This is a genomic window from Streptomyces coerulescens, assembly GCF_042657965.1.
Lineage (GTDB): Bacteria > Actinomycetota > Actinomycetes > Streptomycetales > Streptomycetaceae > Streptomyces > Streptomyces coerulescens.
In genome coordinates this window covers 126,207-142,500 of sequence record NZ_JBHSKM010000016.1, presented here as the reverse complement: position 1 = coordinate 142,500, position 16,294 = coordinate 126,207, and the positions used below count along the sequence as shown (strand labels likewise).

Annotated in this window: 16 protein-coding genes; 6 read left to right on the top strand and 10 right to left on the bottom strand. The window is 72.1% G+C overall.

The genetic code is table 11. The annotated features are described in order from the left end of the window. Nucleotides 1-10: 10 nt before the first annotated feature. The 3 genes from ACFPQ9_RS22105 to ACFPQ9_RS22095 all read left to right on the top strand — a co-directional run bounded on the left by ACFPQ9_RS22105 (nt 11) and on the right by ACFPQ9_RS22095 (nt 2,329). Entirely contained in the window at nt 11-661 is a 651-nt protein-coding gene (locus ACFPQ9_RS22105; RefSeq protein ID WP_380855734.1) for a TetR/AcrR family transcriptional regulator, read from the top strand. A 46-nt stretch (nt 662-707) separates the two neighbouring features. Then, nucleotides 708-1,469 (top strand): YqjF family protein, encoded by a 762-nt coding sequence (locus ACFPQ9_RS22100; RefSeq protein WP_380855731.1) that lies wholly within the window; start codon nt 708-710, stop codon nt 1,467-1,469. 110 nt (nt 1,470-1,579) lie between these two features. Further along, on the top strand, nt 1,580-2,329 hold the full coding sequence (locus ACFPQ9_RS22095; protein ID WP_380855728.1) for an SDR family NAD(P)-dependent oxidoreductase: 750 nt from the start codon (nt 1,580-1,582) through the stop codon (nt 2,327-2,329). Between the two features lie 115 nt (nt 2,330-2,444). Here the strand turns inward: ACFPQ9_RS22095 and ACFPQ9_RS22090 are convergent, their stop codons facing one another. From ACFPQ9_RS22090 to ACFPQ9_RS22080, 3 genes are all read right to left on the bottom strand, one after another. Continuing rightward, on the bottom strand, nt 2,445-4,463 hold the full coding sequence (locus ACFPQ9_RS22090; protein WP_380856271.1) for a DUF1996 domain-containing protein: 2,019 nt from the start codon (nt 4,461-4,463) through the stop codon (nt 2,445-2,447). A 241-nt stretch (nt 4,464-4,704) separates the two neighbouring features. Then, complete coding sequence (locus ACFPQ9_RS22085; RefSeq protein ID WP_380855725.1) at nt 4,705-5,157, bottom strand: flavodoxin family protein; 453 nt, start codon at nt 5,155-5,157, stop codon at nt 4,705-4,707. Nucleotides 5,158-5,185: 28 nt separating this feature from the next. Further along, entirely contained in the window at nt 5,186-5,968 is a 783-nt protein-coding gene (locus ACFPQ9_RS22080; RefSeq protein ID WP_380855722.1) for an ANTAR domain-containing protein, read from the bottom strand. A gap of 127 nt (nt 5,969-6,095) precedes the next feature. Here ACFPQ9_RS22080 and ACFPQ9_RS22075 point away from each other — a divergent pair, with 127 nt between their 5' ends. Beyond that, nucleotides 6,096-6,461, top strand: a complete 366-nt coding sequence (locus tag ACFPQ9_RS22075) for a helix-turn-helix transcriptional regulator (RefSeq protein ID WP_380855719.1) — start codon at nt 6,096-6,098, stop codon at nt 6,459-6,461. 24 nt (nt 6,462-6,485) lie between these two features. Here the strand turns inward: ACFPQ9_RS22075 and ACFPQ9_RS22070 are convergent, their stop codons facing one another. Next, nucleotides 6,486-7,367 (bottom strand): YegS/Rv2252/BmrU family lipid kinase, encoded by an 882-nt coding sequence (locus ACFPQ9_RS22070; RefSeq protein ID WP_380855716.1) that lies wholly within the window; start codon nt 7,365-7,367, stop codon nt 6,486-6,488. A 138-nt stretch (nt 7,368-7,505) separates the two neighbouring features. Then, nucleotides 7,506-9,104, bottom strand: coding sequence for an FAD-binding oxidoreductase (locus ACFPQ9_RS22065; RefSeq protein WP_380855713.1), 1,599 nt, complete (start codon nt 9,102-9,104; stop codon nt 7,506-7,508). A gap of 74 nt (nt 9,105-9,178) precedes the next feature. On the opposite strand from ACFPQ9_RS22065, the gene ACFPQ9_RS22060 reads away from it, so the two are divergent. Beyond that, a complete protein-coding gene (locus ACFPQ9_RS22060; RefSeq protein WP_380855710.1) occupies nt 9,179-9,790 on the top strand; it encodes a TetR/AcrR family transcriptional regulator in 612 nt (203 codons plus the stop codon). Next, nucleotides 9,787-11,373 (top strand): glycerol-3-phosphate dehydrogenase/oxidase, encoded by a 1,587-nt coding sequence (locus ACFPQ9_RS22055; protein ID WP_380855707.1) that lies wholly within the window; start codon nt 9,787-9,789, stop codon nt 11,371-11,373. Before ACFPQ9_RS22060 ends, ACFPQ9_RS22055 begins: the two co-directional genes overlap by 4 nt. A 473-nt stretch (nt 11,374-11,846) precedes the next feature. Here the strand turns inward: ACFPQ9_RS22055 and ACFPQ9_RS22050 are convergent, their stop codons facing one another. The 5 genes from ACFPQ9_RS22050 to ACFPQ9_RS22030 form a co-directional block, all read right to left on the bottom strand. Beyond that, on the bottom strand, nt 11,847-12,272 hold the full coding sequence (locus ACFPQ9_RS22050) for a Clp protease N-terminal domain-containing protein (protein WP_380855704.1): 426 nt from the start codon (nt 12,270-12,272) through the stop codon (nt 11,847-11,849). Between the two features lie 188 nt (nt 12,273-12,460). Next, the gene (locus ACFPQ9_RS22045) at nt 12,461-13,756 is read right to left on the bottom strand and encodes an MFS transporter (protein WP_380855701.1); all 1,296 of its coding nucleotides are present in this window, start codon (nt 13,754-13,756) and stop codon (nt 12,461-12,463) included. Continuing rightward, entirely contained in the window at nt 13,753-14,658 is a 906-nt protein-coding gene (locus ACFPQ9_RS22040; protein ID WP_380855698.1) for an alpha/beta hydrolase, read from the bottom strand. Before ACFPQ9_RS22040 ends, ACFPQ9_RS22045 begins: the two co-directional genes overlap by 4 nt. A gap of 26 nt (nt 14,659-14,684) precedes the next feature. Next, the gene (locus tag ACFPQ9_RS22035) at nt 14,685-15,269 is read right to left on the bottom strand and encodes an NADPH-dependent FMN reductase (protein ID WP_380855694.1); all 585 of its coding nucleotides are present in this window, start codon (nt 15,267-15,269) and stop codon (nt 14,685-14,687) included. After that, nucleotides 15,239-16,291, bottom strand: coding sequence for a DMT family transporter (locus tag ACFPQ9_RS22030; RefSeq protein WP_380855691.1), 1,053 nt, complete (start codon nt 16,289-16,291; stop codon nt 15,239-15,241). Before ACFPQ9_RS22030 ends, ACFPQ9_RS22035 begins: the two co-directional genes overlap by 31 nt. Nucleotides 16,292-16,294: the final 3 nt, after the last annotated feature.

Genomic DNA, 16,294 nt, shown 5'->3' with positions numbered 1-16,294 from the left:
GAGGCCGCACATGGGCGATCCGGCCCCGGATCCCGGCGGCACCCGGCAGGTCCCGCTGCGCCGCACACCCCAGCAGGCGCGCAGCAAGGCCCGTCTCGCCCGGGTCCTCCAGGCCGCCGAGCGGGTCCTGGTCCGCGAGGGCGCACAGGCGCTGACGACGACCCGGATCGCGGCGGAGGCCAAGGTCTCGGTCGGTTCGCTGTACCAGTACCTGCCCGACCGGGACGCCATCGTCGACGCCCTCGCGGCGGGCTACTTCGCCCGGCTGGAGGCGACCATGGACGACCTGGTCCGGGGCGCGACACAGGAGCGGTGGGAGGACCCCGTCGGAGTGCTCATCGACACCTACGCCGCGATCTACCGCACCGAGCACGGCTTCCGGGCCCTGTGGTTCGGCGGCGGTCTCACGGAGCAGATCCGCGCGGCGGACCGCGAGCACAAGCGCCGGATGGCGGACGGCATCCGGCACATCCTGCTGGCCCTCGGTCTCGCCCACGACGACGAGGCACTCGCCCGCGCCTGCCAGGCCGCGGTCCTCGCCGCCGACGCCCTCGCCCAGGAGGCGTTCCGCCGGGACCCCGACGGTGATCCCGGTCTGCTCGAAGAGGCCCGGCTCATGCTGCGCGGATACCTCGCCGACGTCGTCGCGCGCTACGGCTGACCGGGTGGCCGGCGAACGGCGGAGCCGGCTCTGCCATCCTGGCGTCGTGCCGAAACCCACGCCGGTCACCCCGGACGCGCCCGCCCGCATACGCACCCCGCTCCTCACCCAGGAGTGGCTGGACCTCACCTTCATCCACTGGGCGGTCGACCCCGACGTGGTGACGGCACTGCTGCCGCGGGGCACCGTCGCCGACACCCACGACGACGTCACGTACGTCGGCCTGGTCGCCTTCCGGATGCACCGGGTGGGCTGGCTGCGGATGCCCGGGGTGCCGTATCTCGGGACCTTCCCGGAGACGAATGTGCGGCTGTATTCGGTGGACGAGCACGGGCGGCGCGGGGTCGTCTTCCGGTCGATGGACGCTTCGCGGCTGATCCCGGTCGTGATGGGGCGCGTCGGCTTCCGGCTGCCGTACCTGTGGTCCCGGATGTCCGTCCGCCCGGCCGGCGACACCGTCACCTACACCGGTTCCCGCCGCTGGCCCGGACCGCGCGGCGCGTCCAGCCGCATCACCGTGCGCACCGGCGAACGCATCGAGGAGCCCACCGAGCTGGAGCACTTCCTGACCGCCCGCTGGGGCATGCACAACGCCTTCTTCGGCGGGCCGGACGGGGTTGCGTATCTGCCCAACCACCACCCCCGGTGGCCGCTGTACCGCGCCGAGCTGCTCACCTGCGAGGAGAACCTGATCGCGGCGGCCGGCCTGCCCGCCCCGAGCGGCGCCCCGGTCAGCGTGCTGTACTCCCCCGGCGTCCCCGTCCGGCTCGGCCGTCCGGCGCGCCCCGCGGGCATCCCCACGCCCTGATCCGCTCACGCGTGTCGAATTCCGGAGTCCGGCGCCGACGTATCGGATGAGAGGGCCGGGGCCGCACGACGCGGCCGGCCGGTCGGCAGCCGTCAGAACGGAGATCGGTCATGCTGCTCAGGGACAAGGTCGCGGTGGTGTACGGCGCGGGTGGCGCCATCGGCGGGGCCGCGGCGCGCGCCTTCGCCCGTGAGGGGGCGCGGGTCTTCCTCGCCGGGCGTACCGCCGCACCGCTCGACGAGCTCGCCGAGGACATCCGTACCGCGGGCGGCGACGCGGAGACCGCCGTGGTCGACGCGCGGGACGAGGCGGCCGTGGATGCCTTCGTCGACGGAGTCGCCGCCCGGGCGGGACGGATCGACGTCTCGTTCAACGCCGTCGGCTACGGAGACATCCAGAAGCCGCTGATGGAGATCTCGGAGGGGGATTTCCTCCAGCCCATCGTGACGGCGATGCGGTCGCAGTTCCTGACGACACGGGCGGCGGCCCGCCACATGACCGCCCGCGGCACGGGAGTGATCCTCGCCTTCGGCGGGGGTGGCACGCAGACGCTGCCCGGCCTCGGCGGCTTCAAGATCGCGCTGGACGCCCTGGAGGGACTGCGCCGCCAGTGGGCGATCGAGTTGGGCCCGCAGGGTATCCGGGTCGTGACCCTGAAGTCCGGCGGCGTACCGGAATCCCTGCCCGCCGGGTTTCCCGGCGCCGAGGCCATCGTCGACAGCCTGGTCGAGGCGACCCAGCTCGGCCGGGCCGCGACCCTCGACGACGTCGGCGACGTGGCCGCCTTCGTGGCCTCCGACCGGGCCCGCACGCTCACCGCGACGGACGTGAACATCTCCTGCGGCGCCATCGTGGACTGAAGCGCGGGGGTGCCGCATCGCGGTGGGGAACGCGCGAGGGCCCGGACCGGGTGGACCGGTCCGGGCCCCTGCGGAACGTCAGCGCCTCACGCGCCGGTCCCTTGCCGCATCACCCTCATCGGGCGCTGCGCCTGGCGCGGATCAGGACCAGGAGACCGCCCATGAGCAGGACGGCACCGGCCGCGGCCGGCCACAGCGTGGTGCCCGTCTCGGCGAGGTTGCCCCCGACAGCCTGCGGCTTCGTCCCCAGGCTGTCCTCGGTGTCGTCGCCGGGGGGCTGTGTCTGCGCCGCGGCACCGCCCGCGTTCTCGTCGTCGCCCGAGCCGCCCTGCGCCTGGTCGTCGCCCGCGGCGGCCGACGGGGTGCCGTCCGACTTGGGCGCGACCGTGCTGGACAGGGTCGGCTTGTCGTCGTTCGCCGGGTCGTCGGCGGGCGCCTCGTCACCGGGGTCGTCGTTCGAGGGAGCCTCGGTGGCGGGGTCCTCGGTCGCCGGGTCCTCGGTCGCGGGCTCCTCGGTGGCCGGGTCCTCGGTCGCCGGCGGGTCCGTCTGCTCGTTCCCTCCGTTGCCCGGCTCCGGCTTGTCGTCGTCGGCCGGCGGAGTGGTGGGCGCCTGCGTCGGCTCCTCGGTCGGCTCCTCCTGGCCCGGGTCGCCGCCCTCGTCGGCGCCGGCACCGCACTTGCGGCCCGCGTTGATGCAGTCGACCATCTCGCTCATCAGGTCCTCGCTGAAGACGTTGATGAAGTCGCCGTGGTCGGTGACGGGCTTGTGCAGTTGCTCCGGGAAGGAGTCCACCGCGAACAGCGGGGTCGTCTTGCCGCCGTCCTGAAGGCTCGGCGCGTTGACGTCGTAGACGATCCGCTGCACCAGCTGCGGAATGGCCTTGAAGCCGTTCGCACAGCTGCCGTCCGCCGCGGCGAACGCCACGTGGGTGCGGTGGTTGGCGCTGTCGATGTTCGTCCCGTCCCAGCAGCTCTGGAACTTGAAGGTGCGCACCACGTCGCTGCCCTGCGGGCACAGCGGGTACTTGTCCTTCAGCTGCCGGTCCTCGAAGCCGGTGCAGCTCCAGGAGGCGTTGGCGTTCGCGGTGCCGTTGATGAACGCCTTCGCGTCACCGGTGATGATGCGCAGCAGACGCGGCATCTCGGTGACCTTGCTGCGCGGGCTGCCCACGAAGTTCAGCGTCACCTCCTTGGGGGTGACGATCTCACCGGCGTTGCCCTCGATACCGCCGCCGGGCGAGTTGGCGTCCTGCTCCTGCGAACCGTTCTGGAGACGGATCACGGGCCAGTAGTACGTGGACTTGTCGTCCTGGTTCACACAGCTGGTCTCGGCGTTCGCCAGGTCCTCGTCGCTCGCGAAGGCGTCGTTGGACTGGTTGCCGATGTAGTCGTGGAAGTGGTGGGCGCCGTTGGAGACGCCGGGGGCCACGATGACGTTGTCCGAGTTGAACAGGCCGTTCTCGTTGACACCGCAGCTGGTGGCGAAGGTGCCGCGGGAGGCGTCCGAGGACAGGGCCGGGTTCTGGACGTTCGGCTGTACGGACTTGATGTCCTGGTAGTCCGCCGCGACGGGGCCGTTGCCGGCCTGTCCGCCGTTGCCGTTCTGGGCTCCGTCGCCCTGCTGTTCGCCGCCCTCGCCGGCGTCGTTCTGGCCGTCGCCGCCGTTGTCCTGGGCGCCGTCCTGGCCGTCGGCGCCGTTCGCCTGGTCACCGCCGTTCGCCTGGTCACCGCTGTCCGCCTCGGGGGCGCGCAGGGTGCAGTCGGCGAGGCCGTCCAGGCCCTCGGGCCGGTCCCCCGTGCGGTCCACGGCGATGGCGATCCGCTCGATCGTCGCGCCGCGCTTCTCCTTCAGCGGCTTCATGATCGCGTTGTCGGCGAAGCCGGGGTCCTGCTGGATCGCCTGCGCCGCCTCGGTCAACCGCTGGTAGGCGTCCGCGATCTGCTGGTCCAGGAGGGCGAGTTCCTTCGCCACATCCTCCTTGGCCGCCTCCGGCACGTCCGTCAGCTTGTCGCCGACGTCAGGGCAGTCGATCGTGCCGGCCGGGGAGGACAACGGCTGAGCGCTGTCCGTTCCGGCGTCTTCGGTCGCCGAGGCATAGACGTTGGCCCCAACAAGGCCGCCGCCGCCCAACATCAGCGCGACCGCTGCAAAGGTCGCGCGCCGTGCGCCCGTTGGGCGTCTTCGCGTGCTGCGTCCCAAGGAAGTACTCCTACGCCTCGTGGTCGGTCAGGGCATGAAAATCCCCCGGTCCTATACGGAGGCCGACGGCGCAGTGTTCAACCGCCTCAGGAATTCTCAGAAATATCTTATGAGCCTCGTAAACCTCGTCTGAGCAACGGTGTTCGAACCAACACCGCAGCGACGGGAGACCGGCTCAGTCCATCAGTCCGGCGGCGAGCGTCGCCCCGAGCTCCCAGCACGCCTCGATGTCGGCCTTGCCGGGTTCACCCGTCACCGTCACGGGTTGCGTGGCGCGCCGCCAGGCGAGGCCGGTCGTGATGGAGTCGACGGCCCGTACGGCGCCGGTCACATCGCTGCCGCCGTGCACGTAGTAGCCAAAGGGGCGGCCTCGGGTCGCGTCAAGGCACGGGTAGTAGATCTGGTCGAAGAAATGCTTGAGAGCGCCCGAGATGTAGCCGAGGTTCGCGGGGGTGCCCAGCAGGTACGCTTCGGCGGCGAGCACATCGGACGCCGTGGCCGCGAGCGCCGCCCGCCGCACGACGTCGACGCCCTCGATCTCGGGCGCGGTCGCGCCGGAGACGACGGCTTCGAGCATGGCCTGGCAGTTGGGCGAGGGGGTGTGATGGATGATCAGCAAGGTAGGCACACCCCGCACCCTGCCGTCGCGCCGCCGATCAACGCAACCGTGACGCTCCGGCGACGGAGCCGGCGGAGTCGGCGGAGCGAGCGGCGCCGACAGAGTCGGTGGAACCGGTGGAACCGGTGGAACCGGTGGGACCTGTGGAACCGGTGGGACCTGTGGAACCGGTGGGACCCGTGAAGCCGACCTTGGCGACGGCGCACGACAGTTGCTCCCGCACCGCCTCGGGCAGCGGGTCGCCCTTCACCGCGGTGACCAGGCCGTCGGCGAGGGTGTGCAGTTTGGTGTTGGTGTTCTGCGAGGCCTCGACCAGCACCGTCCAGGCGTCGTCGGAACTCAGGCCGAAGGAGGCCATCAGGATGCCGCGGGCCAGGTCGATGGTCGGCCGGGTCTGCATCGCCCGGCGCAGCTGGGCGACCTCGATCCGCAGGTCCTGCACGAACTCCTCGGACGCCTGCACCGCCGCGCGCAGTTCCCCGGCCGAGGTGTCCGGCCCCTCGGCACCCGGGACTGCGAACAGCTCCCGCGTCTGAGTCAGCGCGAGCAAACGGTCGACGGCCGTGCCACTGGCGCGGATCACGACCGTCTTGCCCTGCTTGAGCGCTCGCAGTCGCAGGGCGAGCAGGACGTTGAGGGCGGCGCAGTCACAGAAGGTGACGCCCGCCAGGTCCAGATCGAGGCCCCGGACCGAGCGGCGCAGCGCTGAGCGCAGCGAGTTGCGCAGCCGCTCGCTGGTGTCGAGGTCGAGTTCTCCGCGTACCTCCACGGTGACCCGGTCGCCGTCAGGGCCGGGCACAGAGGACGTGAGCTCGGACATGTCCGCCTCTCCTCAAGTGCTCCCCGTCTGCCCACCAGACTGACCCGAACCCACGAACACGTCAACCGATACATGAAATTCAGTGCGTGTATTTGTATACGTGAACGCTCAGCCGTACTGTTGGCTCATGGACGGAGTCCCTGAGCCGCACACCGGATGGACATTTCTGACCAACCACGCCCGCGTACTGGCAGCGATCGCCGACAACCCGAACGTCCGCATCCGCCATATCGCGGCCCACTGCCGGCTCACCGAACGAGCCGTCCAGAAGATCATTTCGGAGCTGGAGCGGGACGGTTATCTGTCCCATGTCCGCGAGGGCAGGACCAACATCTACCGGATCGAGCAGGGCAAGCTGCTGCGGCACCCCGCCGAGGCCGGATTGCCGGTGGCCGCGCTGCTCGCCCTGCTCATCCCCGACGTGGCCGATCGCGGCGCCGCCGCCGATCAGCTCAGGGCGACGCGGCAGCGGATGCCGCTGGACGGCGGTTGAGCCCTCGCCCGAGGCGGTTCGGGCTCAGCACAGGACGCGCAGCGCTCCCGGCAGAACTCTGAGCGTGACCGGGAGGGTCGCCTCGACCTCGCCGTCGGCGCCGTAGGGCACCTCGCGGTCGGCCGAGATACGGATCTCCTTGCCCCGCAGGATCTCCACCTGGGGGCGGTCGACATGGGCGCCGGTCTTGAGGTCGTTCATCAGGGCGAAGAACAGCCGGCGCGGGGCCTCGCGGATCATCACGACCTCCAGCATGCCGTCGTCGACACGGGCGTCGGGCGCGATGAGCCGACCGGATCCGTAGTAACCGGAGTTGGCGGCCACGACCGTGTAGCCGGTGTGCAGATGTTCCTGCCCGTCGACGGTGACCCGGTAACGCGCGGCGCGCCAGGTGGTGACGGCGCGCAGCCCGCCCGCGTAGTAGGAGGCGGCGCCGCGCAGCAGGGTGGCGTTGTTGGCGTGGCGGTTGGCGAGCGCGTCCACTCCGGCGTACACGCTGCCGAGGACCACGGTGCGGTCGTGGACGGCCGACTCGACCTCGATGGTGTCGACCTCCCGGGGCTCATGGTGGAGCAGTACTTCGGCGAGCGCCGCCGGGTCGGTGGGCAGGTCGAGGGCCCGGGCGAAGTCATTGCCCCGGCCGGCCGGTACGAGGCCCAGCACCCTGCCGGTGCCGCTGAGGGCGCCGCCGATGCCGCCGGCCATTCCGTCGCCGCCCACGGCGAGCACCACCCGCCCCCGCTCTCCGGCGTCCCTGGCCAGATCCCGGGCGTGGGCCAGGCTACGGCTGTACTGGGTCTCCAGGTCGGCCCCGGCCTCCCGCAGCGGCCGGGCCACTTCCAGCAGCGCGGCCGCGGAGGCGGATCCGCCCGCCGTGGGGTTGACGATGGCGGTGAACTGTCGCATCGGGGTGCCTTTCGGGCCGACGGGAGGGAGCTGCCGGAGGCGGGCCGGGGTACGGGTGGGGGTGGGCTGTGGAGCGGGGTGTGCCCGGCCCAGTGGAACAGGCGTGTCAAGGGCCGGGTGCGGGCGGGCCGGCCGGGCTCAGTCGAGCGGCAGGAGGACGCCGGGGTTCAGCAGCCCCGCCGGGTCCAGCCGCCGCTTGACGGCACGCAGCGCCTCGACACCCAGGGGGCCCGCCTCGCGGACGTACCAGTCGCGGTGGTCGGTGCCGACACCGTGGTGGTGACTGATGGTGCCGCCCGCGCCGAGGATCGCCTCGTTGGCGGCGTGCTTGCCCGTCTCCCAGTGGGCGACCGCGTCCTCACCCTGCGCCGAGACGACGGTGAAGTACAGCGAGGCGCCGTTCTCGTAGACGTGGGAGATGTGGCACATGATCAGCGGCGGGGTGCCGGCCTCGGTGAGCGTCGCGGTGAGGGCGTCGCGGACGGACGCGTACAGCTCGGGGACGCGTGACCAGAAGGTCGCCGTCTCCAGCGTCTCGACGAACGCCCCGGCGTCCAGCAGGGAGTCGCGCAGATACGGGGCCGAGTAGCGGCCGTGCGCCCAGCGCTCGCCCGGTTCCTCGCCGAGCGGGGTGCCGCCGCAGTCCCGCAGGACGGCCGCGGCGTGCTCGCTGCGGTACGCGACGTCCCCTTCGGTGCCTTCGTACCCGGCGACGGCCATGCAGCCCGCGGACTGCTGCGCCGCGTCGGAGCCGCCGATGGCGTCGGGCTGGGCGAGGCCGATCAGGGTCTCGGTCTCGTCGGACAGCCGCAGCACCGTCGGGCGCGGTCCGTCCTGGGCGAGGCGGCGCAGCGCGGCCGAGCCCTCCTCGAAGGAGGCGAAGCGCCAGCCCTCGTACACCCGGGCCCGGGGGACGGGCCGGACCCGCACGGTCACGGAGGTGATGACGCCGAACGCGCCCTCCGAGCCGAGCAGAAGCTGACGCAGGTCGGGGCCGGCCGCCGAGCGCGGGGCCCGGCCGGTGTCGAGGGTGCCCTCGGGGGTGGCGACGGTCAGGCCCAGGACCATCTCGTCGAAGCGGCCGTATCCGGCGGATGCCTGGCCGCTGGAGCGGGCGGCGGCGAATCCGCCGATGCTCGCCCACTCGAAGGACTGCGGGAAGTGGCCGAGGGTGAAGCCGTGTTCGGCGAGCAGCGCCTCGGCCTGCGGCCCGCGTATTCCGGGTTGCAGCGTGGCGGTGCGGGAGACCGGGTCGACGGCGAGCAGCGCGTCCATGCGGCGCAGGTCCAGGGCCACGAAGGCGCCGCGCCGGGAGGGGGCGAGGCCGCCGACGACGGAGGTGCCGCCGCCGAACGGGACCACGGCCAGGCCGTGTTCGGCGCAGGCGCGCAGGACGGCGAGGACATCGTCGTGGCCGGCGGGCAGGACGACGGCCGCGGGGACGTCGTCCACCTCGCCGTCCCGGATCCGGAGCAGGTCGGGGGTTGACTTGCCGCGCGTGTGCCGGATGCGGGTCTCCGCGTCGGTGCGGACGTGCTCCTCGCCGCCGACCGCGGCGGACAGGGCCTGGCGTGCGGCGGGTTCGAGTCCGGGCTGGGGTACGGCGATGTCCTCCAGGGCGACCGGCCCGGCGGTGCGCGGCTTGACTCCGAGCAGATCGCGCAGCAGGCCGATCACGGTCTCGGGCAGCGGCGCCGCCTTGGCCGGGTCGCCCCAGCCGCTCCACAGCATGTCCATGACTGTCGTCCTCACCGGTCGATTTCGAGCGATGCCGTGTCCCGGACGGCCTCGCAGGCGTTACACTGTGACACATGACGCCTATTCGTCACAAGGATTCGGGCAACCACTCCGACAGCGACGCGGTCCTCGACGCGGTGCGCGACTGTGTCCTGGCCGTCGGGGTCCGCCGTACGACGCTGACCGACGTGGCCCGCCGCGCGGGCGTCTCCCGGATGACGCTGTACCGGCGCTGGCCCGACGTGCGCTCCCTGGTCGGGGACTTGATGACCCGCGAGTGGGTCGCGGTCGCCACGGGGGCCATGCCCGAACGGCACCCCGGGACGGCCACGCGCGACCTGATCGTCGAGGGACTCGTGGCGGGGGTGAGGACCTTCCGCGCCCATCCGCTCTTCCAGAAGATCGTGGACGTCGACCCGGAACTGCTCCTTCCCTACGTCCTCGACCGCCGGGGCGCGAGCCAGGAGGCGCTGCTCGCCCTGCTCGCGGGCGCCGTGCGGGAGGGCCACGCCGACGGCTCGGTGCGCGCGGGCCATCTGGAGCGGCAGGCGCGGTCCCTGCTGCTGATCGTCCAGTCGTTCACCCTGTCCCTGCGGACCATGACCGACGAGGACGACGCCGACCTGAGCAGCGACGCCTTCCTGGCGGAACTGCGCAGCATCCTGGAGAGGACCCTCACGCCATGACCCCTGCCACTCCCCCGGTCCCCGGATCGTCGCTGTCCGCCGCCCGGCGTTCGCGCGAACTCACCGAGACCGTCGGCGGTCCGGTCGTGGACATCCTGGTCGTCGGGCTGGGCGCGACGGGTGCCGGGGTCGCCCTGGACGCCGCCGCCCGAGGTCTGACGGTGGCCGCCGTCGACGCCCATGACCTGGCCTTCGGCACCTCCCGCTTCAGCAGCAAGCTCATCCACGGCGGCCTGCGCTACCTCGCCTCGGCGCAGCTCGACGTGGCGCACGAGAGCGCGGTCGAACGCGGGGTGCTGATGGAGCGGACGGCACCTCATCTGGTGCGGGCCCAGCCGTTCGTGCTGCCGCTGACGCCGCTGGTCTCCCGCGCCCAGTCCACCCTGGCGTGGGCCGGGTTCCGGGCCGGCGACGCCCTGCGGCTGGCGGCACGCACGGCCCGCGCCACCCTCCCCGCCCCGCGCCGCCTGTCCACGGTGGAGACCCGGCACCTCGCTCCCGCCCTGCGCACCCAGGGCCTGCGCGGCGGCCTGCTGTCCTGGGACGGCCGGCTCACCGACGACGCCCGTCTGGTGACGGCGATCGCCCGCACCGCCGCCGCCCGCGGCGCCCGGATCCTCACCCGCGTCAGGGCACTGGAGCTCACCGCGTCCGGCGCCCGGATCCGTGACGAACTCACCGGCGAGGAGGGCGAGATCAGGGCCCGCGCCGTGATCAACGCGTCCGGCGTGTGGGCGGACGGCCTGGTGGACGGCATCCGGATCCGCCCTTCGCGCGGCACCCACCTGGTGCTCCGCTCCGACCACCTCGGCCCCCTGCCGGCGGGACTGCATGTGCCCGTCCCCGGGGAGACCAACCGTTTCGTCCTCGTCCTGCCGCAGGGCGACGGCCGGGTCTACGTCGGCCTCACCGACGAGCCCGTCGAGGGTGACGTCCCCGACGTTCCCGAAGTTCCCGAGACGGACATCGGCTTCCTGCTGGACGTCCTCGGCTCGGTCCTGGACGTCCCGGTCCGGCGTGACGACGTCGTCGGTGCGTTCGCCGGTCTGCGTCCCCTGCTCGACACCGCGCCGGCGGCCGGGTCCGGGGCGCCGCGGACCTCCGACATCTCACGCCGGCACGCGGTCCTCACCTCGTCGGAGGGGGTGACCACGGTGGTCGGCGGCAAGCTCACCACCTACCGGCGCATGGCCGAGGACGCCCTCGACGCGGCCGTCGCCACGCACCGGCTCACGGCCGGCCCCTCCCCCACCGCCTCCCTGCCGCTGGTCGGCGCCGCGTCCCCCGACGCCCTCGGCTCGCTGCGCGCACCGCGCCGACTGCTCCAGCGGTACGGCACCGAGGCGCCGGCCGTCCAGGCGCTCGCCACGGAGGACCCCCGTCTCGCGGAACCCGTGCTCGCGGGCCACCCCGTCACCGGCGCCGAACTCCTGTGGGCCGTACGCCACGAGGGTGCCCTGGACGAGTCCGATCTGCTCGACCGGCGTACCCGCATCGGGCTGGTGCCGGCCGACCGGGACGCGGCGCTGGACGTGGCCCGCGAGGTGCTGGGAACGGTGACGGCGCGGGCGGGCGGCGTGTAGCGCCGGGACGGGTCAGCCGCCCCCCTTGCGGTGGTACGCGTCCTGCCTACGGTCATCCCGGATCGCGGACAACAAACAGGCACGACTAAGGCACCGCGGTCCGGACCCGGCCTCGTCGCCGTCCGACGCTACGCGGCGCCGCAAGTACATGGAGAAGATGGGCACCTCGGCTCCCACTGGCTCAACTGTCGCGCCGTTGATTCTGTCAACGGCGCAGTGGATCAGCCCCGATGGCGACCGTTGGGTGGCCAATGGATCAGGCCTTACCCAGGCCCTGGCCCCGCGTGGCCTACGCATCCAGGCCTACCGGGAGGCGGGCGTCATGCAGCCTGCGTGCGGAGATGTCGTTGAGCGACAAGGACGTCTCGGGGTGCGCGAGGGCAGCCGAGCCGGGCTCCCCTCGCGGCCGACTGCGTCGTCCGGCAGCCGGCCGAGGTGACGGGCGTCAGGCGGCGCTGATCCGCCTGACGACGTCAGACGTTCGAGTTCTTCCGCAGCGCGTCCAGGCTCTTGCGGACCGGAGCGTACGAGAGGCCGAAAACGGCCCAGGCGCCCTTGCCGGGACGGTACTTGAGCGCCGCCAGCAGCACATGCTCGGTGCCGAGCCGACTGTCGCCGATCTCCGACATCTCGGTGGCGGCGCCCTCCAGCAGGGCCGCGTGCTCCTGGCTCGGCCGGATGTCGTCCGCCGACACCCGCGACACCGGCGGAATCATCTGCCGACTGCGGTTGGAGGCGAATTCATGAAAAGCCGCCAGATCCACATCGCCGGCGATCAGCAGGGCCGAGAAAGTGGAATCGTTCTGCGCGCTGAGAACGGTGAGCAGATGAATGGTGAATAATTCGGGACTGCGCTGCGCGGCGGCAAGTTCGCTCGCCGACCGCACGGCGGCCGCCATGCGGTCGGTGTACTGGACCTGCATGATTGATTCCCTTCTTGGGGAAGAACTCGATCCGATTTTTTTATCCGAGTTGCCTGAAGTTCACCAGAAGTCGCCTGACATAACCGTGACTTGACGGAGCGTCGGCCAGTAGTGGCAGTCTACACAGCATGAAACCCAGGAGGACAACACCGTAATAACTGTACTCATCGGCCGGTTTTCCGGACGCTCAATGAGCGGCGCTTCGAGGAGGATTGGGGCAGGGCATATTTCACCAGGGCCGCGAGGCCCGTGGCCAGGGAGACCAGGCCGCCGACGAGCAGGGCCGCACGAGCGCCGTGGTGGGCGGCGAGCCAGCCGGTCAGGAGGGCGCCGAAGGGCGTCGAGCCCTGGAGCAGGAGGGTGTAAAGGGCCAGGATGCGGCCCCGGTAGCCGGGGGCCGAGCCCAGTTGAACGCGGTGGTTGACGGCCTGTGTGAAGAAGATCGCGGTCAGGCCCGTGACCGCCAGCAGAACCAGGGCGGTGCCCTGCCCGGGAGCGAGCCCCGTCAGCGCCTCGGCCGTGCCGAAGGCGATGGCGGCAGCCGCCACCAGCGTGGCCGAGGGGCGTCCCTCGCGGCCCGAGCCGATCAGTGCGCCGAGAAGCGATCCCGCGGCGACCGCCGAGGTGAACAGCCCGAAGGTACCGGCGTCCGCGTGGAAGACGGTCTTGGCGAGCAGCGGCAGGGTCAGCTGGAAGTTCAGGCCGAAGAGCGCGACGACCGCGACCGTGAGCAGGGGCAGCAGCAGATCGGGGCGGGACGCGACGTACCGCAGGGCGTCGACGGACCGCCCGTCGCGGGCGGTGCTGCGGCTCCGCAGCAGTTCCTTTGGGCGCATCATCAGCAGCGCCGCCACCGTGGCCAGATAGCTGGCCACGTTGAGCAGCGACACCGGTCCGATGCCGAGCCAGGTGATCGCGAGACCGCCCAGCGCGGGCCCGAAGATGCGCGCCAGGTTGAAGTAGGCGGCACTCATGGCCGAGGCGTTGGGCAGCAGGTCGCCGCCGACCATCTCGTGCACGAAGGACATCCGGGCCGGTGTCTCGATCGCGTTGACGACACCAAGGCAGAAGGCCAGGGCGCACACGTGCCACACGCGTACGGCCCCCGTGAACACCAGGGGCGCCAGGACCAGCGACAGCGCGGCCGAGACGAGGTTGGCCGCGACGAGGATCACGCGCTTGTCGCGGCGGTCGGCGAGCCGCCCACCGTAGAGGGACAGGAACAGCATGGGCGCGAACTGGAGGGCGGTGACCACGCCGAGGACGGTGGCGGAGTCGTCGGTCAGGGACAGCACGAGCCAGTCCTGGGTGACGACCATCATCCAGGTGCCGATGACCGAGACGAGCTGGCCGATGAAGAACAGCCTGAAGTTGCGCACCGACAGGGAGCGGCCGATCGACCTGACCCGAGTGAAGGATCCGGCGACCGGGGCGGGCCGCCGGCTCACCTCCTGGTTCATGCGCCGGCCTGTTCGCGGCGGGCGAGCAGTTCCTCCAGGAAGGCCAGGACGCGCAGATGGTAGGAGCGCGCGGCCCAGCCGAGGCTGATGTTGTGCCCCGCGTCCGGCTGACGGTGCACCGTGACCGCGGCCGCCCGGAGATGGCCGACCAGCTCCTCCAGCGCGTCGGTGTCGTGCAGCCACCAGTTCTCGTACTCCGCGAACGTGAACCGGACCGGGACCCGGACCCGGGCGGCCACGCCGGGGAAGATCTCCGACCATTGCCGCAGTTCCCGCAGCTCCGCCGGGGGCATGGGCGCCACCAGGGGACGGCTGTAGCGGAAGCTGTTCGGCGGATAGAGCCGCAGGGGTCCCCAGTGCCACTTCCAGGACTCGCGGGCGAGATGGCCCGGCGGCTCCCGGAAGTCGACGGCGTAGCGGTGCCCGCAGCCCGAGATGTCGAGGCCGATGATCCGGCCGCGCTCGTCGTCGGCGGCGGCCGTCAACGCCACCTTGCCGCCGAAGGAGTGCGCGACGAGCAGGAACCCCTCGCCCGTCGGAAAGTGCCGCGCGTAGTCGTCGAGCGCCGCGTGCAGGGCGGCCGACTGCTCGGCGAGGCTCTGCCCGTGGGGAATCTCCTGGGCCGAACGGCCGTAGCCGGGCCGGTCCAGGCTCAGCACCGAGAAACCGAGGCGTGCTCCCAGCCCCAGCAGCGACACGCTGGGGTGCGCCTGCCCGTCGAAGTAGCCGGCCGTCATCCCCCCGCCGTGCACGGCGACCACGACCGCCCTGGGCGCGAGGCCGGCCGGCTCGATGTGCAGTCCGGACAGGGTGATGCCACCCGCGTCCAGGGTGATGTCGGTGACGCCCGACGTCCTGGTCGCGGACGTCCGCTTCAGGGCCGGGGTCTGCTGCCTTCCCACCGTCGTCTCCTTCAACTCCTTCGTATTCATGCCGCGTACGGGCGTCGCCGACGCGCCTGCCGGAGCGCGGCGGCCCACCACACCAGCTGGCCGAGCATGGTCTTCACCGCCGCGTCGAGGCCCGGGGCGTCCCGCGGGTTGCCGTCCTCGTCGAAGTGGCTGCGCGCGTCCGCGAAGCTGACACCGTCCCGCAGGGTCGCGACATGGAGTTCGGCGAAGACCTGCCGCAGTTGCTCCACCGCCCGCAGCCCGCGGGAGCGGCCGCCGTACGACACGAAGGACACCGGCTTGCCGCGCCACTGCGTGGGGTGCCAGTCGATGACGGTCTTCAGGACGGCGGGGCAGCCGTGGTTGTACTCGGCGGTGACGACCACATAGGCGTCGGCCGCCTCGATCCGCGTCGCCACCTCCTCGAGCCGGTGGCGGGCCGCCGCGGCGCGGGCCGGGGAGACCACCGTCGGCAGATCGGCCTCGACGGCGTCGATCACGTCGACGCTGAACGCGCCGAACTGCTGGGCCTGCCGCGTCAGCCATCGGGCGACGACGGGACCCGAACCGCTCTCCGGTGGACTGCTGGTGATCACTGCGAGACGTAGGGACTGTTCCGGCATGACTGGCCTCCCCTGGCATCGGGAATCTGTCCGGCTTGGGTTGTTTCATGGGATCTTTTCCCATGGGCTGACAGGCAGGGCACGTGGTTCACGGGTTCCGCGGCCTCCCCGGGCAGGTCGCGCGGCACTCCGGCGGCCACGCCGACGGAACCGGATCGCTCACCGCGTCCGACGCCCTCGCGGCCGGCCCGGTCGTGGACCAGCAGGAGCAGCCCGACGGCCGCCGCACCGGCCGCCGGCACCACCAGCGCCAGCCCGGCCGCGCCGTGGTGGAAGCCGTCGTCCATGACGGCGACCCCGATCAGGGACGCGACGACCGGGTTGACCAGCGTCGTGGTCACCAGGGGCACGGTGAGACCGGCATCCCGGTACGCGGCCTGGGATGCCGCCAGTCCGGCCACGGCCAGGACCACGATGAGGCACAGCCCCACCGCCTCGGCGCCGACCGGGAGTACGCCCCAGCCGGCCACGACCGCCTTGACGTGGACCGACGCCACGCCGAACGCCACGCCGGCCGCCGCGGCCAGCGCCGCGCCACGCACCGCCGCCGACCTCGTCCCGGCCGCGGCGACGGCCGACAGGGCCACAGCGCCGAGGCCCAGTCCCGCGATCACCGACTGGTCCCTGGCGGACAGCAGGACCTGTGGGCCGATGTCGACCAGCGCGGTCAGCGCGGCCAGACCGCCGCTCACGAGCCCGACTCCGGCCCACGCGGCCCGACCCACCCGGCTGCCTCTGCCTCCGCTGCCATGCCCCAGCGCGGACAGCGGAAGGGCGAACACCAGGGTGAGCGCACCCAGCGGCTGTACGAGGCTGAGCGGGCCCCAGCGCAGCGCGAGCACATGGAGGAGCGCGCCGCCGCTGTTCAGCGAGAGTGCCGCCCACCAGAGCCCGGAGCGGAGCGTCCCCCGTACGGCCGACTGCCGTGCCGCGCCGGCAACCCGCTCCTGGAGCAGCGCCCCCACGGCATAGCAGAGCGCCGACACCAGACACAGCAGCACCGACAACGCCAAGGCACTCATCGC